23 protein-coding genes are annotated in these 21500 nt (G+C 43.7%); 16 read left to right on the forward strand and 7 right to left on the reverse strand.

What is annotated here, in order from left to right; all coding sequences use genetic code 11:
• Positions 1-24: 24 nt before the first annotated feature.
• Positions 25-4599 (reverse strand): translocation/assembly module TamB domain-containing protein, encoded by a 4575-nt coding sequence (locus AAA942_RS19035; RefSeq protein ID WP_338221889.1) that lies wholly within the window; start codon positions 4597-4599, stop codon positions 25-27.
• Between the two features lie 29 nt (positions 4600-4628).
• Here AAA942_RS19035 and tsaD point away from each other — a divergent pair, with 29 nt between their 5' ends.
• Genes tsaD through AAA942_RS19055 form a run of 4 tightly spaced genes read left to right on the forward strand, consistent with a single transcriptional unit; the run spans position 4629 to position 7390 of the window.
• Positions 4629-5642, forward strand: a complete 1014-nt coding sequence (gene tsaD / locus AAA942_RS19040) for a tRNA (adenosine(37)-N6)-threonylcarbamoyltransferase complex transferase subunit TsaD (protein WP_338221890.1) — start codon at positions 4629-4631, stop codon at positions 5640-5642.
• Position 5643: 1 nt separating this feature from the next.
• Positions 5644-6114 carry an SsrA-binding protein gene (gene smpB / locus AAA942_RS19045; protein WP_338221891.1) on the forward strand — a complete coding sequence of 157 codons (471 nt, stop codon included), beginning with the start codon at positions 5644-5646 and terminating at the stop codon, positions 6112-6114.
• Positions 6077-6874, forward strand: a complete 798-nt coding sequence (locus tag AAA942_RS19050; protein WP_338221892.1) for a hypothetical protein — start codon at positions 6077-6079, stop codon at positions 6872-6874. Before smpB ends, AAA942_RS19050 begins: the two co-directional genes overlap by 38 nt.
• Before the next feature lie 3 nt (positions 6875-6877).
• Entirely contained in the window at positions 6878-7390 is a 513-nt protein-coding gene (locus tag AAA942_RS19055; protein ID WP_338221893.1) for an HNH endonuclease, read from the forward strand.
• On the opposite strand, the gene AAA942_RS19060 is transcribed toward AAA942_RS19055, so the two are convergent.
• Positions 7387-7620 carry a hypothetical protein gene (locus AAA942_RS19060; RefSeq protein WP_338221894.1) on the reverse strand — a complete coding sequence of 78 codons (234 nt, stop codon included), beginning with the start codon at positions 7618-7620 and terminating at the stop codon, positions 7387-7389. The two genes, AAA942_RS19055 and AAA942_RS19060, sit on opposite strands and share 4 nt — an antisense overlap.
• Positions 7621-7644: 24 nt before the next feature.
• A complete protein-coding gene (locus AAA942_RS19065; protein WP_338221895.1) occupies positions 7645-8202 on the reverse strand; it encodes a hypothetical protein in 558 nt (185 codons plus the stop codon).
• A gap of 331 nt (positions 8203-8533) precedes the next feature.
• On the opposite strand from AAA942_RS19065, the gene AAA942_RS19070 reads away from it, so the two are divergent.
• From AAA942_RS19070 to aroF, 9 genes are all read left to right on the forward strand, one after another.
• A complete protein-coding gene (locus AAA942_RS19070) occupies positions 8534-9946 on the forward strand; it encodes an anthranilate synthase component I family protein (RefSeq protein ID WP_338221896.1) in 1413 nt (470 codons plus the stop codon).
• A gap of 58 nt (positions 9947-10004) precedes the next feature.
• Positions 10005-10373, forward strand: a complete 369-nt coding sequence (locus AAA942_RS19075; RefSeq protein WP_338221897.1) for a four helix bundle protein — start codon at positions 10005-10007, stop codon at positions 10371-10373.
• A gap of 75 nt (positions 10374-10448) precedes the next feature.
• On the forward strand, positions 10449-11015 hold the full coding sequence (locus AAA942_RS19080; RefSeq protein ID WP_338221898.1) for an anthranilate synthase component II: 567 nt from the start codon (positions 10449-10451) through the stop codon (positions 11013-11015).
• 30 nt (positions 11016-11045) lie between these two features.
• On the forward strand, positions 11046-12056 hold the full coding sequence (gene trpD / locus AAA942_RS19085) for an anthranilate phosphoribosyltransferase (protein WP_338221899.1): 1011 nt from the start codon (positions 11046-11048) through the stop codon (positions 12054-12056).
• 9 nt (positions 12057-12065) lie between these two features.
• Complete coding sequence (gene trpC, locus AAA942_RS19090) at positions 12066-12887, forward strand: indole-3-glycerol phosphate synthase TrpC (RefSeq protein WP_338221900.1); 822 nt, start codon at positions 12066-12068, stop codon at positions 12885-12887.
• Positions 12887-13516, forward strand: a complete 630-nt coding sequence (locus AAA942_RS19095; RefSeq protein ID WP_338221901.1) for a phosphoribosylanthranilate isomerase — start codon at positions 12887-12889, stop codon at positions 13514-13516. The genes trpC and AAA942_RS19095 overlap by 1 nt, the downstream gene beginning before the upstream one ends.
• A 68-nt stretch (positions 13517-13584) precedes the next feature.
• Positions 13585-14763: a tryptophan synthase subunit beta gene (gene trpB / locus AAA942_RS19100; RefSeq protein ID WP_338221902.1), complete on the forward strand. Its 1179-nt coding sequence runs from the start codon at positions 13585-13587 to the stop codon at positions 14761-14763.
• A gap of 165 nt (positions 14764-14928) precedes the next feature.
• Complete coding sequence (trpA, locus tag AAA942_RS19105) at positions 14929-15702, forward strand: tryptophan synthase subunit alpha (protein WP_338221903.1); 774 nt, start codon at positions 14929-14931, stop codon at positions 15700-15702.
• A gap of 85 nt (positions 15703-15787) precedes the next feature.
• Positions 15788-16807: a 3-deoxy-7-phosphoheptulonate synthase gene (gene aroF, locus AAA942_RS19110; protein ID WP_338221904.1), complete on the forward strand. Its 1020-nt coding sequence runs from the start codon at positions 15788-15790 to the stop codon at positions 16805-16807.
• Positions 16808-16958: 151 nt separating this feature from the next.
• Here aroF and AAA942_RS19115 read toward each other — a convergent pair whose 3' ends face one another.
• The 4 genes from AAA942_RS19115 to AAA942_RS19130 form a co-directional block, all read right to left on the reverse strand.
• Positions 16959-17246 (reverse strand): type II toxin-antitoxin system RelE/ParE family toxin, encoded by a 288-nt coding sequence (locus AAA942_RS19115; RefSeq protein ID WP_338221905.1) that lies wholly within the window; start codon positions 17244-17246, stop codon positions 16959-16961.
• Positions 17239-17478 (reverse strand): ribbon-helix-helix domain-containing protein, encoded by a 240-nt coding sequence (locus AAA942_RS19120; protein ID WP_338221906.1) that lies wholly within the window; start codon positions 17476-17478, stop codon positions 17239-17241. The genes AAA942_RS19115 and AAA942_RS19120 overlap by 8 nt, the downstream gene beginning before the upstream one ends.
• A gap of 207 nt (positions 17479-17685) precedes the next feature.
• On the reverse strand, positions 17686-18852 hold the full coding sequence (locus AAA942_RS19125; protein ID WP_338221907.1) for a 6-bladed beta-propeller: 1167 nt from the start codon (positions 18850-18852) through the stop codon (positions 17686-17688).
• 66 nt (positions 18853-18918) lie between these two features.
• Positions 18919-19173 (reverse strand): hypothetical protein, encoded by a 255-nt coding sequence (locus AAA942_RS19130; RefSeq protein WP_338221908.1) that lies wholly within the window; start codon positions 19171-19173, stop codon positions 18919-18921.
• A 211-nt stretch (positions 19174-19384) separates the two neighbouring features.
• Here AAA942_RS19130 and AAA942_RS19135 point away from each other — a divergent pair, with 211 nt between their 5' ends.
• From AAA942_RS19135 to hisH, 3 genes are all read left to right on the forward strand, one after another.
• Positions 19385-19555 (forward strand): hypothetical protein, encoded by a 171-nt coding sequence (locus AAA942_RS19135; RefSeq protein WP_338221909.1) that lies wholly within the window; start codon positions 19385-19387, stop codon positions 19553-19555.
• Positions 19556-19818: 263 nt separating this feature from the next.
• Complete coding sequence (locus AAA942_RS19140) at positions 19819-20604, forward strand: phenylalanine 4-monooxygenase (RefSeq protein WP_338221910.1); 786 nt, start codon at positions 19819-19821, stop codon at positions 20602-20604.
• Positions 20605-20695: 91 nt separating this feature from the next.
• Positions 20696-21292 (forward strand): imidazole glycerol phosphate synthase subunit HisH, encoded by a 597-nt coding sequence (hisH, locus tag AAA942_RS19145; protein ID WP_338221911.1) that lies wholly within the window; start codon positions 20696-20698, stop codon positions 21290-21292.
• Positions 21293-21500: the final 208 nt, after the last annotated feature.

Here is a 21500-nt window from a genome sequence, read left to right on the forward strand (position 1 = left end):
AATAGATCAAAGGCAGTAAATGTTTCAGAGATTTTCCTTTGAAGGGATAATTACCCGGGTAGAATCCGATTTTGCAGGAGGGCTGAAAGGGGGAAGCTTTTCCAAATCAATGGGGGTCCAATCTTCATCCTGTTGATAGTCTCTTCTAAGGAAATCATCTGAGTCATTGGTCAGATTATTTCTGTTTTTTTTCTTGAAAATGATATTGAATAGCTCGGAGAAAGAATTGAAGGAGACATTTTGGGTGATAGAAGCTCCGTAGGTGAGCACATTTTGGGTCAAAGAGAGCGAGGTAAAGGTATTGAAATTATTTCGGTTAAAAATTCTCAGGCGATATACCCCGTCTTCCGTGATCAGGTATTCGGCCTGCCAGTCTCCGATAATGGAAGCGGCATTGGCATTACCTTGGTTGTCTGTGAATCCTCCGTCTCTGGATACCCGAAGCCTACCATCTAGAAAAGTGTAGGCTACACTCAGTTGGAAGTTTTCAAGAGCGTTTTGATCCAAGGTTGCCAAGTCTATGCTGATCTCGAGGTTTTTGTCCAAGCTGCCGATGAGGTTGTTCAGCTGAGAGGAGACTAAGCTGCTCAGGCTGGAAGAAATGGTCGCAACGCCGGTAAATTCACCTTCGGGAGAGAAGCTTCTGCTGATGATTACAGATACTACTTGGCGGTTCATTTCCTGCTCATCCGCTGCTACTCGATTCTGGAATGCTGATATGGTAGTCTGCACATCTCCGGAAGACGGGAACTCAGAGAAATCAAAGCTGAACCGAATATCCGGTGATAGGAGTTCTCCCTCAAGATCCATCAAGACTTTCAATGGAAAACGCCGTCTCATCTGACTATTTTCCTGTAAAGCGGTAGTACTTGCTAAAGGTTGGAGATTGACATTTTCCTCATAAACGGCTCTCAGATTCATTATTCCCTGAAGTGGGTCTCCAAACCAGGTGATTCTGCCTCCCGGCTGTATGGTAAACTGCTTTTTGACTACGTTGTACAAAGAGAAGTTGTAAAGTCCCTCTGTGATTTCATAGTTGCCGGATAGACCGAAATTTCCTTGGGTATCCACATTCATAGTCAATACTCCCCGGCCTCGACCTTGAATACTTTCTCCTGTTTTGGGATCAATGATGATTTCAACATAGGCGTCAGGGGTCACATCCAGGTTGAAATTCATCCTTACATTTTGGATATCCAGTCTATTGACATCTTCCGCCAGTGCATTGATCCGGACGGTATCCTGGATATTGATGATCTGAATGAAGTCTTCCTGGTATTGATCATTGCTGCTGACCAGCGGGATAAAGACCCGGGTATTGGGTTGGGAGGTGACTGAGGCGTTGATATTGAGGTTGCTTGTACTTCCTTTCACTTCCAAAGAACCGGTCGCAAAGGCTGTACCATAGAACATTTCGCTTTCTCTGGCAGTGGTGTTCAAGACCTGAAAGTTGTTCAAACGGGAAGTGATATCAAGATTGAAATCACTGAATCCATTGTGTCTGATACCCCCTGTAAATGTAGCTCTGCTACCATTGATGTCTCGAAGTATCAAATCCCTAAAGCTGATCAAGGTGGGTTGGAACAGGACACTCCCGTCCATTTGATAACTCGTATTAAGATAATTGACTCGGAATTTTGCCTGATTTAGCCTACCGGTACCGATAAGCTCCGGCATTTCTAGGGTGCCTCGGAGTTGTAGATTACCAGACATGTTTCCTCCAAGGTTGGTGATGTATTGTGATAAAAAAGGTTCGAAAATCACAAGGTTAGCTTCATCCAAGCGAGCTTCCAAATCGAGATTTTTACTATCCAAACCGATAGTTCCATTTGCAGTGATTTTCTCCACTCCATTGATGTCATTAACCAAACCAATGATCAATTCAGACTCATCCAAACTGGCGCTAGCTTGAAGATTTCCAATTGGAAATTGATTGATTTCTGTATCGGCTATTGAAATTCTTCCTCTAAAATTTGCCTCATTCTGAAGATTGGACAGAAGTAGCTGCCCTGTGGCTGTTCCGGCAAATTCATATGGAGTTACTGTATTAAGTAGATCGAGACTCACGTTTTGAATATCAATACGAAGTGTTTCTTCAGGGTCTGAACTGATCTTACCTTCTACTCCCAAGAGCTGTTCATCTTTGAGTATTTTCAGGTTTTCAAAGGTGATTTCACCCTGGGCAATCGACACTCGGTTAGTTGGGTCAAACGCCCAATCTCTGTTGAGGACCCTGAGTAGAGAAGGCTTGAAGCGAATCTCAGTGCCGGAACTGGAAAACTGGGTCTCTGCCTCAATTCTGGCCTTGCTTTGAGTAGAATCCTGATCCAAGCTGAACTCCAAATCCAAATTGGTTTGATTCCAGATCGCCTCGAATCCCAGATTATTGAAGGCCAATTGTTCGCCTATCTTTTGCTCTTTGGAATAGATATAAAAAGAGGCCAAAATATCCTCGCTGTTGATGATTTTGGAGGTGTTGAAGTCAATATTAGTTCCTAATGCCGTCTTGTCTTGGTAGGATAAGGTGTCAATACTTGTGAAGAAGTTAAACACCGTATTTTCGGAGGTTTGGTAAAAGGCTCCTTCGAGAATCGTATTCTTTGAAATGCTAAAATCAGGCTGGAAAAGTTGGATAATGGGATTGATATCTGGCATCCTCACATTGAGATCCAGATTATAAGGTTCGGAAAAGTTCTTTTCTAAGTCCGCGGTGGGTTGAGGCTCATTCAATACTATAGCCAAATATTGCTGCCCTAAGATTTCCAAATCCTGGAGCATTTGACCCAAATTGAACTGTCCTGAGGCAGCGGCCACCAGATAGTCCGAATTGAAAGAGATGGTACGCGTGCCTCCAGCAAACAAGGATTGGAAATAGGCTCCTCCAAAGTCCAAAAATCGGTCTTCATAGCCGAATTTCATATCAGTAAACTTGGCGATGCCGGTGATCTCGTCCAGAGTCACCCCCTTAGTGTTGATATCCATTTTTCCTGCAATGAAGGCAGGCTTTTCGGATAAATTGATTTGATCAAGATTTAGCGTATCAAGGTTAGCCACCAGCCGAATTGAATCCACCCCTTCTTTGAGGTTGAGATACCCATCGATTTGAGCCATGAGGTTGGGATCGTCAATATTTAGCTTGCCTCTGAATAGGTTTAGCCCATAGGTAGCGTCTGTGCTGATTCCGCTGAAGTTGTATGAATTTACCCCAATCTGACTGATTGAGGCTTTCATATTGACCAAGAGATTTTCGATCGAATTACCTTTCAAATCCACATTTCCTTCCAAGCTGACCTTTTGAAGTAGTTGCCGGTCTTCTGCCAAAATTCCCAAATCCAGATTCTGGACTTTTACTCTTGAAACAATGTAGGGAAGGTTGTTTACCAAATCATACGTGATTCTTCCATCCAGATTGCCAATGCTAGTTTTGAAAGAACCATTGGTGACAAAGCGAGTAGGAACTCCTTGAAAATCCGTGTCAAATCGAATCAGATTAAATTTGTTGATTTGTTTTTCTACATCTGCGGGAAGATAAGGGGCCAAATCTTTGGCTGAAATCACCGAATTTTTAAGCGAGAGGTTGAGATAGGTTTTTTCAAAATCAGGCAATCCATCCAGCAAAAAGGAACCGAAAATGGCTGTTTTCTCTCCCAGTCTGATCAGAAATTCATCGGATTTGATCTCAGCAACAGGACCCAGTACCGTTCCGCTCAGAAAAATTACATCTTCTATTTCCGGTAAATCAGGAACAAAAAGCCTCAAATCGGAAAGATGGACCTGAGTCTCGTTCATCTTGGCGGTGATCTTGACTTGATTTAGAAAATCTGAATAGCCTTCTGGTCCTATCAGATCCAGTCTGAGGTAATCCTGTATTGCACTTTTATTGGTTTTCAGAGAAAGTCTATCCAGTTCTAAAAAGGCAGGATCATAAGTGAGCAAAGTTTTGAGCTCACGAATTCGTAGTCCCGAATTGATCTCTTTGCCCGTCAGCGTTTTGATGTCAATACCAATCGTGGAGCCATTCAAGGTGAAGTTTTCAGCATTGGCCGTAATTTCGTCAAACTGTAATCTGGCATAATCCAAGCCTTGCTCAATAGGTTCTGAATTGAGATCAACCAAGAAAAATTCGGACTGACGGAGCTCGATGGTGTTGATTTTTAGGCTGATCGGTTTTGTGCTCGGTTCCGATGATCCGAAGCGTTCACTCAATTCATTGACCCATCTGTTGATATTGAGTAGGCTGTCACCAGTTTGCGTCAGCAGATGGATTTTTGCTTTTTCCAATCGGATCATATCTACTTCAATATCCCCGGGAGGAAGTAGGCTGAGTAAGGCAAAGTCTGCATGAGCCCGGTCTACTCCAATCATGAGACTGTCCCTGGAATCATAAATTTTGACATCTTCCAGATCCAGAGCATCCCACCAATTGAGCTTAATTTTGCCGATTTCGGTGGTAAATTCCGAATCAGAATTCAGAAAAGAAGTGACCCGGTCGATCGCCCAGTTTTGTACAGAAGTGACCTGAAGAGCCAAGGCTAAAAAAATAAATAACAACAGGGTGGAGAATATCACCCAAGACAGCAAGCGGAAGGCTTTGTGCAAAAAATCCGTAACTTTCGGGCTCTTTTCCAATGGGTACCAACGATATCTCTATACTAGCAATTGAATCCTCGTGTGACGAGACTTCTGCCTCTATTATCTTAAATGGCAAAGTACTTAATAATATTGTGGCCACACAATCAGTCCACGAAAAATATGGCGGTGTAGTTCCCGAGTTGGCCTCGAGAGCCCACCAAGAAAACCTCATTCCTGTTATCCAAGAGGCCATTTCTACCTCAGGCATATCCAAAGATCAGCTGTCTGCGGTGGCCTTTACCCGAGGACCTGGTCTGATGGGCGCTTTGCTTGTCGGGGTCAGCTTTGCCAAAGCTTTTGCCCGGTCTTTGAATATTCCACTGATCGATGTGAACCATATGCAAGCTCATGTTTTGGCCCATTTTATTGATGATCCCAAGCCTGGGTTTCCTTTTCTCTGTCTGACTGTGAGTGGAGGGCATACTCAGCTGGTACTGGTAAGAGATCACCTGGATATGGAAGTGATCGGGCAGACTCAGGATGACGCAGTGGGAGAAGCTTTTGACAAGACAGCCAAACTGTTGGGACTTCCCTACCCGGGAGGGCCTTTGATCGATCGCTATGCCAAAGAAGGAAATCCAAAGGCATTCTCATTTCCTATCACAAGGATGCCCGGTTTGAACTATTCTTTTTCGGGTATCAAGACGGCAGTTCTTTATTTTCTCAGAGATAAGCTGGCTCAAGATCCTGATTTTATTGAAAAGAATCTGGCCGACCTTAGTGCGAGTATCCAACACACCCTGATCGAAATGCTGCTGATCAAACTCAAAGAAGCGGTAAAGCAAACCGGGGTGAAAGAAATTGCCATCGCTGGAGGAGTCTCTGCCAATTCTGGACTTCGTGCGGCTTTAGAAGACCTTTCCAAAAAGCGGGGTTGGAAACTTTTTGTTCCCAAATTCGAATACTGCACCGACAACGCAGCCATGATCGCCATGGCGGCTCATTATAAGTACCTGAAGGGAGAATTTGTCGGTCTTGATGTCACTCCCCTTGCCAAAATGAAATTTTGATATGTCATCCAAGCCCAATCGATTCGAAAAATCCGTCAACATCAAAAACAAGAAGGCCAGCTTCGAATTTGAATTTATTGATACCTATGTGGCTGGATTGATGCTAAAAGGCACCGAGATCAAATCCATCCGGGAGGGGAAAGTATCCCTTACGGAGGCCTACTGCGTGTTTCATCAAGGGGGACTGTACATCCGGCAGATGCATATTGCGCCATACAGCATGGCGGCGAGTTACAATCATGAGGCAGTGAGGGAAAGAAAACTCCTGCTCAACAAAAAAGAATTGGAGAAACTGGAAACTAAGTCTTCGGAAAAGGGGCTTGCAATCATTCCCGTTCGTATATTTATCAATGACCGAGGCAAGGCCAAACTGGAAATTGCTTTGGCAAGAGGAAAGAAACTCCATGATAAAAGACAGGATCTGAAGGAAAAAGATGCAAAAAGAGAGCTCCAACGAATGGCCTTTGATTGATGCGTATGGGATTTGCAGGCAGACCATTCTACCGGTTTACAGGCAGCCCACTTTTGATTCAGCTTTAGTCACTCAGTTGCTTTTTGGGGAGTGTTATCAGATCGTAGGTCTTACTTCAGACAGAAATTGGTTCAGAATTTACCATGAGGACACTGGCATGGGAGGCTGGGTTTGGGCTCCTTTGATCAAGGAAATCACCGGTGTGGAATACCAAAACTTTTTGGATCAGGATTTTCAGATTGTCACCAGTCCCATAGCAGTCATTGAGTATTTGGGAGCCAACCTCTATCTGCTTCCCGGTAGCCGGCTTCATTTTTCCGAGTTTGAATTATTCAACTGGCAGGATCACATCGGTTTTACGGGAAATTACCGCGCGCATGCCAACAAGGCGAGCCGAGAGGAGCTCCTCGAGATCGGTACCCGTTTCTTGAATGCGCCTTTCCAGTCAGGTGGTCGGAGTCTTTTTGGTTTGGACGAAGAGCAGGGATTCGCCCTGATTTTTGGGATAGCAGGCTACAATTGGATTTCCGGGAAGATTCCGGGAAAAAGTGTGACACCCGAGGAGGCAGTACCAGGAGATCTTTTTATTTTCAGGGATTTGGAAAAGCAAAAATCCCATTTTGGACTTTTTCTGGGGGCTGAGGAAATCCTGTGGATGGATAATAAACTCAAAATCTCAGATATGGACGAATGGGAAGATTTTCTGAGAAACAATAGTAGTGAACAAGTCGTTTTTGACGCGAGATCAGTAGTAAGTTAAGGTATGGATAAGCGGGTGTTAGTTCTCAATTTGGATCATTCTCCAGTGGCTGTGGTCAGTCCTCAGAAGGCTATTGTCTTGGTTTTACTGGAAAAAGCCAATATCCTCTCGACTTACCAGCTTTTGGAAATCCGTACGGTGAGCCGAAGCTTTGAATATCCGGCAGTAATCCGCCTCAGCCAATACAAAAATGTCCCCTATCGAGGTGTACTTCTGAATCGGAATAACCTTTTTCGCAGAGATAACGGGGAATGCCAGTACTGTGGCAGTCGCCGCCACCTGACGATCGATCATATTATTCCCCGGTCCAAAGGAGGGAAAACCTCCTGGACTAATCTGGTGACTGCCTGCAATCGCTGCAATGTGAACAAAGGGGACAAAACCCCAGAACAGGCTGGTATGGTTTTGAAAAAAGAACCTATTAAACCATCACTTTCCTACTTTTTAGCGGAATATGCAGAAAGACAAGCTGAGGAGTGGTTGCCCTTTCTTTCGGTATCTTCGGTCAAAGCTTAGGATTGGGTTTTTGCAAGCAAAAGCTGAAATTCCAAAGGGCTGCAAGACTGAAAGCCATCAGCATCCAAATCTTCAAAAATCTCCTCATCGGCTTCAATGCCAGTTTTTTCTATTTTTCCATCTGGATGGACGATTAATTCTGTTCCGGTCCAATCTCCGGGATTAACCATGACCAAAACCTGATAATCCTCAAAAATCCGCTTGAAATACTGTGAAATTGCTTTGGCCATACTTTTTTTTGCGAAGCTAATCAATCATTTCCTGTTATTGAAAGTGGTGACAGGTGCTGCGTAGTAGATCACATCAGCTGGTGGCTTTTGAGTAGCTTTTATCTGATCGAACACAAAAAAGGTGTGGGCAAGGAAATCTTGTTCATTCAGGGTCTTCACGGGGTTAATTCCGAAATTTTCTACGACGAAGAGTGGTCCGAAAGGCCCGATGATTTCATGTCCATTTCGATTTCGTGTTCGTTTCAATCTGAAAACTTCTCCACCCACAAACTCAAACCGGGCATTTCCCCAAAAGTAACTTCCTTTTCCTCTTGCCACTTGCAGTTTGGAGTCTTTGTCTACAATTCTTGCGTTTTTTAGAATTCCACTGCCATTATGGTAGAACAGTCGGAAAACACGCCCATCGTAATGAAGATCTGCATATTGAAATCCGGGATCGATTTTCAACAGCGTGTTTTCACCTCCGGATTCTTGGTATTTCACTTCGATCATCGGTACTTCCCAAGAAGCGGTGGATTGTGAATTGGCTTGGAAGGAAAGAATCAACAATCCGATAAGAAGAAAAAGAGTACGGGTTTGCATGGGAGTGGCTGTTAGTTGATAGCTTCAACGAAATCATTTGCTTGAGGTTCAAATGTTTTGGTTAGCAAATCCTATCTGCTCATTTATCAAAATGATACCATAAAATTATTTTTTTTGAAAAATCCGAAACGATGCTTTGTCTTTTCCAATCTCTTTCTAAATTTGCTCACTGATTATGAAAACAATCGCAAACAAATATTGGTGGTGGCATTCTAGTTCTTTCCAAGGGAAAGCTCAGAAAGCCGTTGCCTAAATTTTGCGCAGCACATACCATAGAAGGCTTACTGGATTCCCCGGTAAGCCTTTTTTTAATGCCAAAAAATAACCACAGATGAATCACATTAAGTATCCGATTCTCACCACCTACCGCAAGCGACTGGCCGATACCATCACGCCGGTGAGCATTTACCTGCAGATTAGGGACCGTTTTGCCAATCCGATTCTGCTGGAGTCCTCTGACTATCACGGGCAGGAAAACAGCTATTCCTACATCTGTTTTAATCCTTTGGCAACCTTCGACTTCAATGCCGGGCAGGTCACAGAGAAGCTTCCCGATGGGAAAGAGCTAGTCTACGAAGTCACCGCACAAAAGCGCCTGATGGACTGTCTGCGGGCATTTGGAAATAAGTTTGACCCGACTCTGGATAAGTTTAAGTTTAGTACCAACGGACTTTTCGGATACATTCAATACGATACGGTGGGCTGGTTTGAGGATATCAAACTGAGCAAAACTTCACCCAACGAAATCCCGATGATGCACTATGCGATGTATCAGAATATCATCGTGGTGGATCATTATAAAAACGAATTGCACCTTTTCGAGCACCGCGTAGCCGGAGCCAATAATCCGGAGTATATCGCTGAGATCGAGACGCTTCTCAATAATAAAAACATCCCGGCTTACTCCTTCAAAAGGGTAGGCGACGAGGTCTCCAACTACACCGACGAGGAGTTTTTGAAGATATTGAACCAAGGCCGTGAGCATTGCTTCAGAGGGGATGTGTTTCAGATCGTGCTATCCAGACGCTTTTCCACGGAGTTTAAAGGCGATGAATTCAACGTCTATCGGGCTCTTCGATCGGTCAATCCTTCCCCCTATCTGTTCTATTTTGACTACGGTTCTTTCAAAGTGTTTGGAAGTTCGCCCGAAGCACAGATTGTGGTCAAAAACCGTAAAGCGACCATTTTTCCGATTGCGGGTACTTTCCGGCGAACAGGTAATGACATCGAGGATGCGGAATTGGCTAAGAAGCTTTTCGACGATCCCAAGGAAAATTCTGAGCATGTGATGTTGGTGGATTTGGCCAGAAATGACCTTTCCCGATCTTCTGATTTGGTTGAAGTAGATGTTTTCAAAGAAATTCAATATTACTCCCATGTGATTCACCTTGTTTCCAAAGTCACCGGTCAACTTGCTGAGGGAGCCAATCCGCTTCAACTCGTTGCGGATACTTTTCCTGCGGGTACGCTTTCAGGAGCTCCGAAATACCGGGCAATGGAACTGATCGACGAACTCGAAAATGTCAGCCGTCAATTCTACGGTGGTGCGATCGGCTACTTGGGATTCAATGGAGATTTTAATCATGCCATCTTGATCCGATCCTTTGTCTCTGAAAACAATCACCTGAGATTCCAGGCTGGAGCAGGAGTGGTAGCCAAAAGCTCGATTCCCTCAGAGTTGCAGGAAGTGGCCAATAAGCTGGAAGCACTGAGAGTGGCTTTACGGGCTGCTGAGAATATTTGAGTGGTAAAGTTGGAATGTGGTAAGGTTGTAAAGTTGAGCTAATCCGAATTTTAAAATCATGAAAGCAAATAGTTTTGAAGAATTGGTTATTTGGCAAAAATCAATTGCTATCGGAGTTCAGGTTTATCGTTTATCCGACCAACTCCCCTTGAAGAATGATTATAAATCAAGAGATCAGCTCATTGGATCTGCTGTTTCCATCTCAAATAATATTGCTGAAGGTTTTGAGTATAATAATAGAATTCAATTCATCAAATTTCTAGGATATGCTAAAGGATTAGCTGGAGAATTGAGAAGCCAATTAGCCCTTCTAGTTGAAGTTGGAAGAGTCTCTAAAGAAGATTATTTAATCTTAAAAGAGGAATTGATCGGACTTTCAAAGCAGATCAAAGCATTAATTACTTACCTGAAAAATAAAAAGGATTAAATCCGGGGATTAGGGTTCATGAACCTAGCCACTTTACAACTTTACCACCTTGCAACCGAATTGAAAAATAAAACGATGCGTATTCTTGTTCTCGATAACTACGACTCTTTCACCTACAACCTGGTCTATATCGTCCGGCAGTTGGGGTATGGAGCGCAGATGGATGTCTTTCGAAATGATAAAATCAACTTGGAAGATGTCGCCAACTACGATAAGATTCTCCTTTCTCCCGGTCCTGGAGTTCCTTCTGAGGCTGGAATCATGCCGGAATTGTTGAAAACATATTCCTCCTCCAAGTCCATTTTGGGAGTTTGCCTGGGACATCAGGCAATTGGGGAGGCGTTTGGTGGGGATCTGATCAATCTCTCTGAAGTCCTTCACGGGGTAGCTTCTGAGGTGACGGTGCAGGATGATTTGTTGTTCAAAGACGTTCCTAAGACCTTTAAAATCGGCCGATACCATTCATGGGTAATTGATGAATCTACGCTTTCCTCTGACTTAGAGGTAATCGGCAGGACGCCCGATCAACAGATTATGGCTGTGCGCCACAAACAGTTTGATGTAAGAGGGGTTCAGTTTCATCCGGAAAGTATTTTGACAGAAAACGGCGTCAAAATCATGCAGAATTGGTTAGATTCTTAAATTTGAAGTTCACCCACTCCATAATCACCCATGAAAGATATTTTAAATCAGTTGATTGCCCATCAAACGCTTTCTCAGGAACAAGCCCGGGAAGTGTTGAAAAATATTGCCACTGGAGGCTACAATACCAGTCAAATTGCCGCTTTTATGACGGTTTACCTGATGCGATCCATCACAGTGGAAGAGCTTCGGGGATTTCGTGAAGCGATGCTGGAGCTTTGTATTCCCGTGGAAATCGACGAATACGATGCCATGGATCTTTGCGGTACAGGAGGAGATGGCAAAGATACGTTTAATATTTCCACGCTTTCTTCCTTTATCGTCGCTGGTGCGGGGCAAAATGTGGCCAAGCATGGCAATACGGGCGTTTCTTCCATTTGTGGTTCCTCCAATTTGCTCCAATATTTTGGCTACCAATTTACCAATGATATCGAGGAAATCCGCCGCTCTTTGGATGAAGCAGGTCTTTGCTTTTTGCATGCACCGCTTTTCCATCCGGCTATGAAAAATGTGGCGCCGATTCGGAAGGAACTTGGGGTCAAGACCTTTTTTAATATGCTCGGTCCAATGGTAAATCCAAGCTTTCCGAGAAAGCAATTGGTCGGCGTATTTAGCTTAGAATTGGCTCGTTTGTACGGGTATTTATACCAAGAAACCGAAGGGAAATTTTCAATCCTTCACGCGCTGGATGGATATGATGAGATTTCTCTCACGGGTCCGTTTAAGATGATTTCCAACTCGGGTGAGAAATTATATAATCCTGAAACTATCGGACTTTCTAGGCTTTCTGCTGAAAGCATCAAAGGAGGGGCTACAGTGGAGGAGTCAGCAAAAATCTTTGAAAATATATTGAAGGGAAAAGGGGAAAATGCTCAAAACCAAGTCGTTATTGCCAATGCGGCGGCGGCTTTGGTGACAGCTCGAGAAGGGTTGAGCTTTGCTGATGCGGTTTTGGAAGCCGAGGAAGTGTTGCTTAGCGGCAAGGCACTTAAGGTATTTAATGGTTTGGTCAATCCCCAAACCACCGTTTCATTCGCTTAACAAATTCTTATGAATATTCTGGAAAAAATCATTGCTGATAAATACAAGGAAGTAGACGAGAAAAAGAGTCTGATTCCTGTCAAACTGCTGGAAAAAAGCATCTACTTCTCCGGGCCGGTGGTGTCCATGAAAAAATATGTAAGTCATCCGGAAAAGTCAGGAATCATCGCCGAGTTCAAGCGGAAGTCCCCGTCCAAGGGTTGGATCAATGCTTCAGCTTCAGTGGAGCAAGTCAGTATCGGATACATGCAGGCTGGGGCATCTGCCCTTTCCATCCTGACCGATAAGGAATACTTCGGAGGTACCAATGAGGATCTTAAAATCGCCCGAAAATTCAATTTTTGTCCGATTCTGAGAAAGGATTTTGTGGTGGATGAATATCAAATCATCGAAGCCAAATCCATCGGGGCAGATTGCATTCTGCTGATTGCGGCAGCTTTGGAGCCTGAAAAATTGAAGTCTTTGGCCTATTTCGCCAAGAGTTTGGGACTTGAGGTCTTAATGGAGGTTCATGATGGCGAAGAGCTGGATCGAAGTCTTTGTGACGCTCTGGATTTGGTAGGGGTGAATAACCGTAACCTCAAAACTTTCGATGTTTCTTTGGATACTTCTCTGCAGTTGGTTGAGCGGATTCCTCCTCAATTTGTCAAGGTGTCAGAGAGTGGGATTTCTGAACCGAAGACGCTGGTGGAACTGAAAAAAGCGGGCTTTGATGGCTTCCTGATCGGAGAAAACTTCATGAAGTCAAGTCGTCCGGAGCAGGCCGCTTACAATTTTATCAAGGAATTCGGAAAGCTGAAAGCCTTGGAATCCGAGCTAAGCCAAGCCTGATGGAGCTCAAAGTCTGTGGCATGCGTGAACCGGACAATATCCGGAGTTTGATTTCGGAGATTGGGCCGGATTGGATGGGATTGATCTTTTATCCCAAATCTCCCCGCTATGTTTCAGATGAAAAAGCTGCTGAATTGAAAGAATTTCCGGTCAAGAAAGTCGGAGTATTTGTCAATGAAACAGTGGAGGAAATTCTCAAAAAAGTGGACCAATTTGGCCTTTCTGCGATCCAACTTCATGGAAGTGAGTCGCCTGATTTTGTGAAAAGTCTGGCTGAAAAAACCGAGGCGGAACTCTGGAAAGTGATCTCGGTGGGAGAAGAGATCGATTTGAAAAGTCTGGAAGGCTACCTGCCATTTGTGAGCAAGTTTCTTTTCGATACCGCTACAGCGGCCCATGGAGGTTCGGGTAAGCGGTTTGACTGGGAAATTTTGAAAACTTATCCCTTTGACAAAGGCTTTCTGCTCAGTGGAGGTTTGGATGAAGAGTGTGCTGAAGAAGTCTTGGCTTTGCGAGAGCAAATCCCCCAACTCCAAGGCGTGGATCTGAACTCTAAATTTGAGGATGCTCCCGGTCTAAAAAACATTGAAAAACTGAAGCGATTCAAAAAGAATCTCGATAAAAATTAAATCAAAGTCTGTGGGTTTGATGCGTCAAAAATGCTTAACCCTTAACGTTTAACCATTAACTAAAGCTCATGATACGTGTAGATGAAAAAGGCTTTTACGGGAAGTTTGGAGGGGCATATATCCCCGAGATGCTTCATCCCAATATTGAAGAATTGAAGGAAAATTATGATGCGATTGTAGCTAGTCAGGAATTTCAACTGGAGTTTCAGACCTTGTTGAGGGACTTTGTCGGGCGCCCGACTCCGCTCTATTTTGCCCATCGTCTTTCTGAGCAATACGGAGCCAAAATCTACCTCAAGCGGGAAGATCTTTGCCATACCGGCGCGCATAAAGTCAACAATACGGTGGGCCAAATCCTTTTGGCCAAAAGACTGGGTAAAAAGCGAATCATCGCCGAAACCGGTGCCGGTCAGCATGGGGTAGCGACTGCGACGGTTTGTGCCTTGATGGGCATGGATTGTACAGTCTACATGGGCGAGTTGGATATTCAGCGTCAGCGTCCCAATGTGGAACGAATGAGAATCCTCGGCGCCAAAGTCGTGCCCGCGACTTCCGGCTCCAAAACCCTCAAAGACGCCACCAACGAGGCCATGCGTGCTTGGATCAACAATCCAGTTGATACCCATTACATCATCGGTTCAGTCGTTGGGCCGCACCCGTATCCGGAAATGGTTGCTCGATTCCAGTCGGTTATTTCTGAGGAAATTAAATGGCAGCTGAAGCAAAAAGAAGGACGTGAAAATCCAGATGCGGTCATCGCCTGTGTAGGTGGTGGATCGAATGCGGCAGGAGCCTTTTACCACTATTACAATACACCTGAAGTCCGTTTGATTGCAGCCGAAGCTGCTGGTTTGGGAATCAGTTCGGGGAAATCCGCAGCTACCACTGTATTGGGTACTCCGGGTATTTTGCACGGATCCAAAACCATCTTGATGCAAACCGAAGACGGACAAGTGGTCGAGCCACATTCCATTTCAGCAGGCTTGGATTATCCTGGGATCGGACCTGTTCACGCGCATTTGTTTGATATTGGGCGTGCAGAGTTTGTGGCTGTGGAGGATGAAGATGCCATGAAAGCAGGGATTCTGCTCAGTCGAACCGAGGGAATCATTCCTGCTATCGAAACTGCCCACGCCATCCATGCCCTGAACATGATCGAATACCGAAAAGACGATGTGATTGTGATCAACCTTTCCGGAAGAGGGGACAAGGACCTGGAGACATATATCAAGTGGGGAAATTATTGATTTACGATTGACGATTTTGGATTTACGAAATCTTTAGGATCTTAATCATCAAATCCAGTAGCAGATTGATTTTGATTAATGGATCAACACTACTCACAAGCTCGTAAATCGTACTTCGTAAATCATACTTTTCAAACTTTAGGTTTAAATATTGCAAACGTACCAATGAATCGCATACACTACTTATTCAATACCAAACAGGATCGGGTGCTCTCGATTTACTTTACGGCAGGATTTCCCGAGCTTGAAAATACTATTCCGGTCATGGAAGCCATTGAGGCGGGAGGCGCAGACATTATCGAAATCGGGATTCCCTATTCCGATCCGATAGCCGACGGTCCCACGATCCAAGACAGCAACATGATCGCTCTTGAAAATGGGATGAGCATGAAAAAACTCTTTGAGCAACTCAAAGGTTTCCGTGCCAAAGTCCATCTGCCGGTGGTCTTGATGGGATATCTCAACCCGATCATGCAGTTTGGGATGGAGGAGTTTTGTAAAAAGTGCAAGGAAGTCGGCGTGGACGGACTCATCGTGCCTGACCTTCCCATGCAGCAGTATTTGGATGAATACAAAAGCCTGTTTGACTCCTACGGCTTGGTCAATACCTTTTTGATCTCACCGCAGACTTCCGAAAAGCGTATCCGGGAAATCGATGAAAACACCGACGGATTTATCTACATGGTGTCCTCCCATTCGATTACGGGAGCCAAGGCGGATATTTCAGAAGAACAGATCGCCTATTTCGAGCGGGTGAAAGCCATGAATCTCAAAAATCCCCAACTGATCGGTTTTGGTATTTCCGATGCCCAAACTTTCACGACCGCTTCTCAGTACAGCAACGGAGCGATTATCGGTTCGGCATTTATTAAAAAAATCAAAGATGCTCAAGACCTCAATCAGGAGATCCAAGACTACATTCAGTCAGTTATTCGATAGGAACTTTTCCAAAGCTTGAAACTTTGGAAAAGTTTCAACACTACTCACAATGGCGTAAATCAAAAATCGTAATTCGTACTTCCCCATGATTATCCAACTTCAACCCGATATCACCGATTCCCAAAAAGAAAAACTGATCTCTAAAGTCAATGAGAGCGGCTACAAAACCACCGAGGTCAAAACCCAACTCGGTGACTACATCATCGGTATCGGCAAAAATGAATTTGACATCCGCCGCATCGGTCAGATGGACGGCATTCAGGACATCCACATCGTCTCGGACGAATACAAGCTCGTGTCCAAAAAGTGGAAGGCCAAGCCGACTTCAGTTGATCTCGGCGATGGGGTTTTTATCAAAGATGGAGAAATGGCCATCATCACCGGCCCTTGCTCGATCGAATCCGAAGATCAAATCCGTAAAGTTGTCAACCACTGCGTAGAAAATGGCATTACCATGATGCGTGGTGGGGTCTTCAAGCCTCGAACTTCCCCTTATGCTTTCCGGGGCATGGGTATCGATGGACTGAAATTGTGGCATTCCATCGCATCCGAAGCAGGGGTGAAGATCGTCACCGAAGTGATGCAGACTTCTCAAATCGACGAAATGTACCCTTACGTGGACATTTACCAAGTTGGCGCTCGAAACTCTCAAAACTTCAATCTCCTTGACGAACTCGGCAAAGTGGACAAAGCCGTGATGATCAAGCGGGGGATTTCCGGTACGATCGAGGAACTTCTGCAATCTGCGGAGTATGTATTCTCCGGCGGTAATGAAAAACTGATCCTTTGCGAGCGAGGTATCCGAACCTACGAACGGGCTTCCAGAAATACGCTTGACCTCAATGCCATTCCGATCCTGAAAGCCAAATCTCACTTACCGGTAATCGTCGATCCTTCTCATGGCATTGGAATCCGGGCCTATGTGCCTCAGATGGCTTTGGCAGGAGTGATGGCTGGTGCAGATGGTATCATCTACGAATCTCATGAAGTTCCTGAGAAAGCCTACTCCGACGGACAACAAACCTTAGACTTTGCCCAAAGTGCGAGACTAGCCGCTTGGATCAGAGAGATTTTTGCGAAAAGGAAAACGTTCGAGCTGTTGTAAAAAACGATACAGGTTTGAATAACTGTCCTGCTTCGGGAGAAGCAGGATAACAAGTTTCCGCTGTTATGCTGCTTTTCCAAAAGCAGCATTTTTTATTCTTAAAGTCCAGATTCTGGAGAATCAGGACAGAAAGCGACAGAATTACAAAGGATTACAAAATATTGGACAAATCCTGTCGTCCAACAATAGCCATTATTTCGACCGTTTCCTGATTTACTCGAAAGTAAATGCTGTCGGTTCCACAGACACAACGCCTGTATCCTGATTTAATGTGTTCTATGGATTCAAAAGATAAGGGCCGCTCGGAAATCCTTTCAAAGCACTCGAAAAAATTCTCGAAATATCGGTCCGCCTGACTCATGCCGAATCTATTTACCCCATACCGATAGATTCGGATCAAGTCTTCTTTGGCCTCTTCGCTTAATTTATAATCAGCCATTCACCAAAGCTTTTGCTTCAGTCAAAATCTGCTCTTTGGTATCGGAGGTAAATCCACCTTTTTCGGCTTTTTCAATTTTTGCTCTTAGCCAATCTATTTCAGCCTGCTGTTTTCTGGCCTGACGGATCAGATCATTGATCAATTCGCTTTTGCTGGAGTATTCCTGATTATCCACTTGGGATTTCAACCATTCGTCATTTGGAGGGGTAAGGGAAATGCTTTGTCGTGCCATAGTTAATTGATTTGATGTAATATTACACCAAAAACGAATCACTTTCAAGCGAAGTTTTTGATACCTGTTGAGGTAAACATAAGTATGATCCAACAAGGCGGCTGAAAAGCTGATCTGATGGATAATTGAATTTGGATTTTGCCCAAAGTGCGTGACTAGCCGCTTGGATCAGAAAGATTTTTACGAAAAGGATTATTTTCTTTCTTGTTACTTTAGGTGGTAGATGATAAATACTGGATTTTGATTTTCTGGGGTATTTAACTTTTTAAGCTCCTTAGTAAATTCATTTTGATCTAGGTCCATGGATTTCATTCTTTCATATACGTAGTCGGAATCTAGAGAAACAATTGCTGTTTTGGAGTGGATGTCTCCAGGAGCTGCTATTGCTTCACTCGGCAATAAGTTATCAAGTCCGTTTTCGAATTTGGAAATTACTTCAACGCTGTTTTTTTCAGTATCAAGCAAAATAGTACAATGTACTGATGGTCCTTTAATTATTGGTAGAAGTATTTTGTTATTTCCGACATTGATGTAATTGTAGAGATAAAAGGCGTCAGATAAATAAATTTGATCGTAAATATCCATGGGGTTGTGGACCTTTTCGGGATCTAATATCAAGGGGTTATTTTGAATAGTAAATCGAATTATCGAGTGATTTCCTTCCCAATCCATTTTTACCAAATTATTGGAGTAAATGTCAAGAAAATAGAATTCCTCTTTTGAAACGGTCGGAAAAAAGTATTGGGTTTTATCTTCTAACACTTTTATAAATTCTCCTGGATAGTTTTCAAAAAATGTGATTTTCTTGTCTTCAGCATAGGTCTGTAGATTTAATTTTCCGATTCTTTTTTTAGAATCGACAGTCATCACATTTAGGAAGATAATTTCACTTTCCTTTTCGATAAGATCACCAATAAGACCTATTTCATTTATATGGGTCTCTTCTAAAAAATTACCTTTCCAATCAAACTGAAGTATTTTTTTTGTTAATGCGCAGTAGACTAATAGTCGGTCTCCATTTTCATTTATCCTTACCAAGCTTGGAATTTTAAACTTTCCCGGTCCTTCCCCTGTCGCCTGAATGGTATAAAGAAAATCCCCTTTGGTATTGAATATTTGGATTTTCTTTTGTTTTTGACTATCGACTATGATTAGTTTGTCTTCAAATATGATGGGAGTTCTAGAATGCGCTATAATTTCACTTTCTTTAGGATGGATTACTTCGGCTCGTTCTACTATTTTTGATAAAGGTATTGTAATACCTTCTGTAGGATAGATAGCAAAAGTATTTGGAGAAAGACTATTTATTTCCTCCCTTTTGGGCTGGCAGTAGGCTAATAAAATAATAGCAATTAGATAGGTTATCTTCTTCATTTATTATTGAATTTTTCCATGGCTTTCAGAGGAAAGCCATGGAAAATAGTCTTAAAAACGGTGGCGTTATGCGTATTCCATTGGGCAGCACCAGCCCCCTTCTTCACATACATATATTGGACTAAATTTTGGGACACCCAATTCCCCAACACTCACCGAGGTTCCGGTCTGAAGTTGACGATGCAAAGCTATCTCTGTTCCTGGACAGGCTTCATAGATCTTTGCATCTTGGCCTTGCACATCTAGGGAATTAAACCCGAAGAATCCGAGGAAGGCTAAAACTAACCCAAGTTTTGCGGAAATTGATTTTAAGTTTTTCATTGTGTTTTAATTTGGTTCACTTCAAAAATGTGGACTTATTTTTTAAATAAATCGGACAATTTAGTTTTTGAGGGCATTTCTCAATAATTTTTTCTTCGGGAATCAGCTTAAAATTTGTCTAACAATTATCAATTTAGATTTGTTTCTTAACAGTCCATCAGGTATGATTGGATGTAGTTTATATTATCCAAGTCATTCACATTTTTTTCCCATGTCCCGAAAACCCAAATCCCGTCAGGAAATCGCCCAAGAGTTTGGGATTTCTGCCAAAACCCTTTCCCGGTGGTTTTTAAAGGAGAAGCTCAATATTCCCAAAGGATTGATTTCACCCAAAAATCAAGACTTTATTTATGAAAAATTCGGAAAAGAGAAACACTACTAATTGTCGCAAGGCATAGGTCAAGCTACTTTAGGGAAACTTTCGACCTCCTGTAAAATTTGTTTGTGCCGAGACGAATCCCTGCTTAAATTCACACCATGAATCCAACGCCAAGAACCTTCGTGCATCATTCTAATTATTTCCTCCAATGAGGGATAGGAATGACTTTGGTTTTTGCTGAAGATATAAAAAGGCCTATTCCGTAACCGGTTTAGGCCTTTTCCAGTTTTAGAAGTAAAATGAACAGAGATAAACCCAACTATAAAATGATTAACCAAGCCAAAGACTGGGTCTTTTCCGACCCCAGACTGAAAGAAATGAGGCAGGATTACGCCGCCTACACCGAGGAAGATTTTAAGGTATGGAAAATCCTTTTCGAAAGGCAGATGCCCAACCTTCCCAAAGCAGCCTCCAAGGCCTATTTGGAAGGGGTGAAAACTGTAAACTTCACCGCGGATCGTATTGCCAACTTTGAGGAACTAAACGAGATCCTTTTAAAAACCACAGGCTGGGCGGTCCAAGTCGTGCCGGGATTGATCGATGACGATTTGTTTTTCGGATTGATGAACAACAAGCGTTTTCCTTCGTCTACCTGGCTTCGCAAAATGGAACAGCTGGACTACCTTGAGGAGCCGGACATGTTTCACGATGCCTTTGCCCACATGCCCTTGCTGACCAACCAGCACTATGTTGATTTTCTGGAAAAGCTGAGCGGAATTGCCCTGAAGCACATTCAGGATCCTTGGGCGATTCAGTTGCTGAGCCGGATTTATTGGTTTACGATTGAGTTTGGATTGATTCGGGAAGATGGAGAATTGAGGGTGTATGGCGCTGGGATTTTGAGTTCGGCTGGAGAGACCAAGTTTTCCCTTTCTGACGAACCGAAGCACTTTCCCTACGATGTCCGCCACATCATGAGTACCGAATACTGGAAAGATCGCTTCCAGGATAAATATTGGGTGATCGACAGCTACGAACAGCTTTTCAATTCTCTTCCTGAGATTGAGGAGGTGTTGGAGGAGATGGTAGCTGAGAAAGAAACTAGAAGCTAGATACAAGACATAAGAAAACGGTTGGATGTCGGATGACCGATGTCGGATGAAATTCATCGGACACCGGACATCGGACACCGGACTTCAACAAATGAAAATAGCAGTAATCAAATACAACGCCGGCAATGTACAATCGGTCCTCTATGCCTTGGAGCGATTGGGTGCAGATGCGGTGCTGACGGATGATCCGAAGGAAATCCACGCGGCGGACAAGGTCATCTTTCCCGGGCAGGGTGAAGCGAACTCCGCCATGACCTATCTCAAGGCCCGCCAACTTGATCAGGTGATCAAGGATATCAAGCAGCCCTTTTTGGGCGTTTGCTTGGGCTTGCAGTTGCTCTGTGAACATTCTGAGGAAAACGACACCGAGTGCTTGGGAATCTTTCCTGTGAAGGTGAAGCGCTTTATTCCGGAGAATTCACAGGAATTCAAAGTGCCTCATGTGGGTTGGAATGAGATCGAAAATCTTGCTGACAACGTGTTGCTGAAGGACCTTCCCGATTCGAAGTTCCTGTACTACGTGCACAGCTATTACGCTGAGTTGAGCGAAGCCACAATTGCTACTACCCATTACATTCATGACTTTACTGCCATTCTTCATCGGGATAATTACTGGGCGATTCAAGCCCACCCGGAGAAAAGCAGTACGGTGGGGGAGAAATTGCTAGCTAACTTCTTAAACATTTAAAGGATTTAAGATGTACGATTTTTGATTTACGACATGTTTTGGGACTTCAGACCTAATTCTCAAAGTTTAAATTTTGAGTGGAATGATTGAAGTTCAGAAAGTGGTCGTAAATCGTCATTCGTAGATCGTAAATTAATCCCACCAGCCCCCTTTGAAAGGGGGAGTTGGCCCAATAGAACCTCAAACCTTAAATCCCGCAAGTCTTGTG

Origin of the sequence: Algoriphagus sp. oki45, from assembly GCF_036245605.1 — a bacterium.
Lineage (GTDB): Bacteria > Bacteroidota > Bacteroidia > Cytophagales > Cyclobacteriaceae > Algoriphagus.